General features: G+C 68.8%; 3 protein-coding genes and 1 pseudogene. 1 reads left to right on the top strand and 3 read right to left on the bottom strand.

Annotated features, from left to right (window positions below; all coding sequences use genetic code 11):
* A pseudogene (locus ABW137_RS08275) lies at positions 1 to 192 on the top strand (nitroreductase family deazaflavin-dependent oxidoreductase); the annotation flags it as partial.
* A gap of 6 nt (positions 193 to 198) precedes the next feature.
* On the opposite strand, the gene ABW137_RS08270 reads toward ABW137_RS08275, so the two are convergent.
* The 3 genes from ABW137_RS08270 to ABW137_RS08260 all read right to left on the bottom strand — a co-directional run bounded on the left by ABW137_RS08270 (position 199) and on the right by ABW137_RS08260 (position 4,157).
* Complete coding sequence (locus tag ABW137_RS08270; protein WP_526398750.1) at positions 199 to 1,797, bottom strand: serine/threonine-protein kinase; 1,599 nt, start codon at positions 1,795 to 1,797, stop codon at positions 199 to 201.
* 102 nt (positions 1,798 to 1,899) lie between these two features.
* Complete coding sequence (locus ABW137_RS08265) at positions 1,900 to 2,625, bottom strand: Rv1815 family serine proteinase (RefSeq protein WP_526398751.1); 726 nt, start codon at positions 2,623 to 2,625, stop codon at positions 1,900 to 1,902.
* Between the two features lie 179 nt (positions 2,626 to 2,804).
* Positions 2,805 to 4,157: an NAD(P)/FAD-dependent oxidoreductase gene (locus ABW137_RS08260; protein ID WP_526398748.1), complete on the bottom strand. Its 1,353-nt coding sequence runs from the start codon at positions 4,155 to 4,157 to the stop codon at positions 2,805 to 2,807.
* Between the last annotated feature and the right edge of the window lie 160 nt (positions 4,158 to 4,317).

Genomic DNA, 4,317 nt, shown 5'->3' with positions numbered 1-4,317 from the left:
CCGCGCTGGCGCAGCCGCGAGGTTCGCATCACCGAGCTCGCCGACGACGCCAAGCCCGAGCTGCTCAAGATCTACCTCAAGCGCTGGTTCTGGGAGGTCAAGGGGCACGTCGGGGGCCTGACCCCAGACTCGTCCGACGACGAGATCCGCGCCGTGGCGCCGTCGATCCCGGTGTTCGAGGTGCTGCCTTGAACCGGGTCAGGTGCCGTCGCGCAACATCCTCGCGATGGTCTCGGCCGCCTCGCCCGTCAGCTGACCGGAGATCTGCAGCGAATCGCCGCTGATCGGTTCGGTGATCGACGGCGCAGCCAGCACCTTCCCGTCGCGGACGAACGCGAGCTGCGTGCCGACGTTCGCGGCCGTGTACTGCGCGAACGCCGCGCCCGACGCCGCGTCCATCGACATCTGCACGCCATAGACGTCACTCATCGGCAGTTTCGCCGATGTCGCGCTGGTGAGATCGAGCCGGAGCACGACGGGGCCCAGCTGGTACACCGCCTGACCGTCGATCGCGCACGCCTCCAAAGGGTTCTGCGGCGGCGGCGCAGGCGGCGCGTCCACGGGGCACTGGTCGGGACGCGGCTGCAACGGCGCATCGAGAACCGTGCGCACGGCAAGGGGCTTGCCGATCACCGGGGCGACCGTCGTCGGCGGCGCGAGCGCGCTCGGTGGTGGCGCGGCCTGCTGCTGTCTGCTCATCACGAACGCGGACACCACGCCGAACACGATGGTGCCTGCCATCGCGATGATGCCAAGGGTGGCAAGCGCCGCGACCATGATCTTCTTGCCCGACCACCGCGACCCCGAGAACAACGCCTCGCGGGACCACTTTCGCGTGACCCGACCACTGGGGCGAGGCTGCGACGGCCAGGCACTGGCCCGGACCGCAGCCACCGGGGCGTAGCCCGCCTCGGGATATGGCACTGGAATCGGCGCCTCGGCCACGTCGTCCGGCGAAGCCAGGAGCCCACGCCGCAGCGCCTCGGCGAAGTCCAGGCAGGAGGGAAACCGCGCAGTGAGATCCTTGGCCATGGCGGTCGCGAACACTCCGTCCAGCCGCGCGAGATCGGGCCTTCGCTCCCCGATCGACGGCGGCGGGGACATCACGTGCTTGTTGATGATCACCGCGGCGTTCGTCGACGGGTACGGCCACTGTCCGGTCAGCAGGTAAAAGGCCGTGCACGCCAACGCATATTGATCCGATCGTGGGTCGACGTCCTCGCCCATGAGCTGCTCGGGGGCGGTGAAGGCCACCGACTCGAGGCCGGTGTCGCTCGCCGTCAACCCCGGCGTGTCCTCCAGCGGTCGGGCGATGCCCACCTCCTCGAGGAAGATGCGCCGGGCCGGTGAGTCCGACTGGGAGATCAGGATGTTCGCCGGCGCGACGTTTCGGTGCAGCAACCCCTTGCCGTGGACGTAGTCCAATGCCGAGGCGATGGAGTCGACGATCTCGACGACCCCTTCGGGCGGCAGCCCCTTCGGGTAGCGGTCGCGGACCAGGGCATCGGCCCGGATCCCGTCGACGAATTCGGTGGTGATCCAGAACCGGCCGTCGTCCTCGCCACGCGCGTGCACGTCGAGAATGTGGGGATGCGACAAGGTGACCGCGAGCTCCGCCTCCCTGACGAACCGCGCCCGGTACGCCGGATCGGTCGTTAGGTCGGCTGGCAACACCGTCAGTGCATCGCGGCGCGATGACTGCCCATCCGAGACCAGATATGCCTCGCCCAATTCGCCCGTTCCGACCCGGCCGAGGATCACGAAGTCGGCAAACGTCTCCCCCACTGTCAACGTCATGGGCGAATGGTACGTACCGCAGGCGATCGGCACCCAGCGAATCCCGCGACGGGCCGCCGCATGGCTTCGGCCGGAGAGCTTCGGCCGGGGGTGGCGCCACGGTCACGACGGGGGTGGCACGACTCCCGGCGCCGCGTCGACCTGGGCGGAGGTGGCCATGAAGACCTCTTGGCGGATCTGCTGGTCGGTGGCCTGCCATGTCACGGCCGCGGGCAACTGGCCCCAGGTGCTGTTGAACATCCCGACGATGACGGCGCGGCCGTCGTCGGTCGGCACGTAGACCGGGCCGCCGGAGTCGCCCTTCTGGCTGACCACCCCGTTGGACATCGTGAACCACCCGTTGTTCACGGATTCGACTGTGCCGCAACTCTCTCCGGTGACGACGCCGAAGTGACAGATCCGCAGACCGGGTTGCGGTGCGAAGGCCGGGTCGACCGTGAGCGGTCTGCCGATGGGCAGCACGTCGTTGATCTGAACCTCGGGGGCCAGCGCGATGGCCTCCCAGTCGGAGATGTTGTGATCGGTGGTGACGGTTGCGCCGTCAGGAGTGTTGTCGCGGAACACCGTTTGGTGTCCGATGACGTTGCCATCCTTGTCGCCGACGCTGCCACTGCCGCGGCAGTGGCCTGCCGTGAATGCGGTCCGCGTCGCCAGGTCGACGTACCCGAGGGTGCACTTGTTGGTGTCCTGACGGATCTCCATGCCGGGATAGACGGCGACGCCAGGTTCGGCGGCGGCCTGCCAGGATCCGACTGGAGCAAAGCTCGCGGCGGCGAGGGCTGCCGTTGCCAGGACCAGCGCGCGCAAACGTGTTCTGCGCAACGTCATCTCCGATCGCTCGAGGTGGCCGACGCTCAGGCTACCCATGGCAAAGGCAACCCGCGTGCCGAAGCGTACGAGGTGCCTATCGATGTCCGCTACCGGATCGTTACCATCCGGCCGAGATCGATCTGGCCCGGGTCCGAGATCCGCTGCCTGGCGACCCCGGGGCTACCCGAGCGCGACAGCTAGGAATCGAAGCCGAGACCGAGTGCGTCCAGGGTGCGGAGCAGCACATTGCGGTGGCCCTGGGTGTGATCGGCGCGATCCAGCGACCACCGGGTGGCCTGGATTCCGGCGCTGGCAAACGGTTCGGGCGGAAACGGCAGCGGCCGGTGGCGCACCATTTCCAATTCGGTGCGCGGCGTGGGAAGTCCATCCAGCAGGTCGAGGCACACGTCCGCCGCGAACCGGGCGGCGCCGACGCCGAGTCCGGTGAAGCCGTTCACGTAGGCGATCCGCCCTTCGCGGGCCAATCCCCAGTGTGCGCAGAACCGGGTGTTGGTGTCGATGGCGCCCGCCCAGCGGTGACTGAAGCGGACGTCCTCCAATTGCGGGAAGGTGATGAAGAAGTGCCTGGCAAGCCTGCGGTAGGTCTCGGGCCGGTCCTCGTAGCGGGCGTCGACCCTTCGGCCGAAGTGGTAGATCGCGTCGTAGCCGCCGAAGACGACGCGGTTGTCCTCGGTCATCCGGTAGTAGTGAAACTGGTTGGCGGAGTCGCCAATTCCCTGCCGGTGGAGCCAGCCGATGCTGTCGACTTGGGCATCGGTGAGCGGCTCGGTGGCCAGCACGTAGTCGTAGACGGGCACGGTGTGCCACCGGTTGCGCTTCAGTAGGTGCGGGAAGACGTTGGTGGCGAGCACCACCTGCCGGGCGGTGATGGTCGGGCCCGCCGAGGTGTCGACGCGGATGGACACGTTGCCGGAGTTGATGGCCTTGGCGTTGGTGTGCTCGTAGATGCTGACGCCTGCCTCGCCGCATGCGCGGGCGAGTTCGAGCGCCAGCTTGGCGGGGTGCACGATGGCGCAGGTGGTGCCGTGGTACAGCCCGGCCAGGAACGTCGGCGAGTGCACTTCGGCGCGCACCGCGGCTTCGTCGAGGTACGTGCCGTCCCCTTCGGCGGCCGAGTCCTTGAGCCACTGCACCTGGTGGGGTTCGGTCGCCACGCCCAGCATTCCGGTGCGCTGCCACTCGACGTCGAGGCCGAGGCGCTCGATCTCGGCCTGCATGCCGTCGAGGTTCTCGAGGCCCATCGCCGTCAGCGTCTCGAACTCCTCGGGCCACCGCGTGCGGCCGTTCTGGGCGCCGTGGGTGATGCTCGCCTCCACGAATCCGCCGTTGCGCCCCGACGCGGCCCAGCCGATCCGGTTGGCCTCGAGCAGCACCACGCTGCGGCCGGGGTCGGCGTCGATGGCCTGGAGCGCGGCCCACAGTCCGGTGAAGCCGCCACCCACCACGACCAGATCCGCTTCGGTGTCGCAATCGGCTGCGCGCCGGTGGACGCTCGGCCCGATCCAGCCAGTACGGCGCCGGAATCGCATCAGCAAGCGCCCGGGCCGGATTCATCAGGGACGGAGGGGAGCCGGCTTCGTCTGTTCCCGGTGCGCGTACGTCGCCGGCTCAGGAGTCGATGGCGGCCCCACCAACCCCGTCACCCCGTTGCCGGCCGCCGACACATCCGTCCGCCAGCGCACGGCGGTC

Origin of the sequence: Mycobacterium sp. (assembly GCF_040509115.1) — a bacterium.
Classification (GTDB): Bacteria; Actinomycetota; Actinomycetes; order Mycobacteriales; family Mycobacteriaceae; genus Mycobacterium.
This window is presented reverse-complemented; position numbering and strand designations above follow the sequence as displayed.

What these genes read in the sequence shown, in the direction of transcription:
- ABW137_RS08270 (WP_526398750.1), bottom strand. Translation starts at nt 1,797, where the DNA reads ATGACGTTGACAGTGGGGGAGACGTTTGCCGACTTCGTGATCCTCGGC.
- ABW137_RS08260 (WP_526398748.1), bottom strand. Translation starts at nt 4,157, where the DNA reads ATGCGATTCCGGCGCCGTACTGGCTGGATCGGGCCGAGCGTCCACCGG.
- ABW137_RS08265 (WP_526398751.1), bottom strand. Translation starts at nt 2,625, where the DNA reads ATGACGTTGCGCAGAACACGTTTGCGCGCGCTGGTCCTGGCAACGGCA.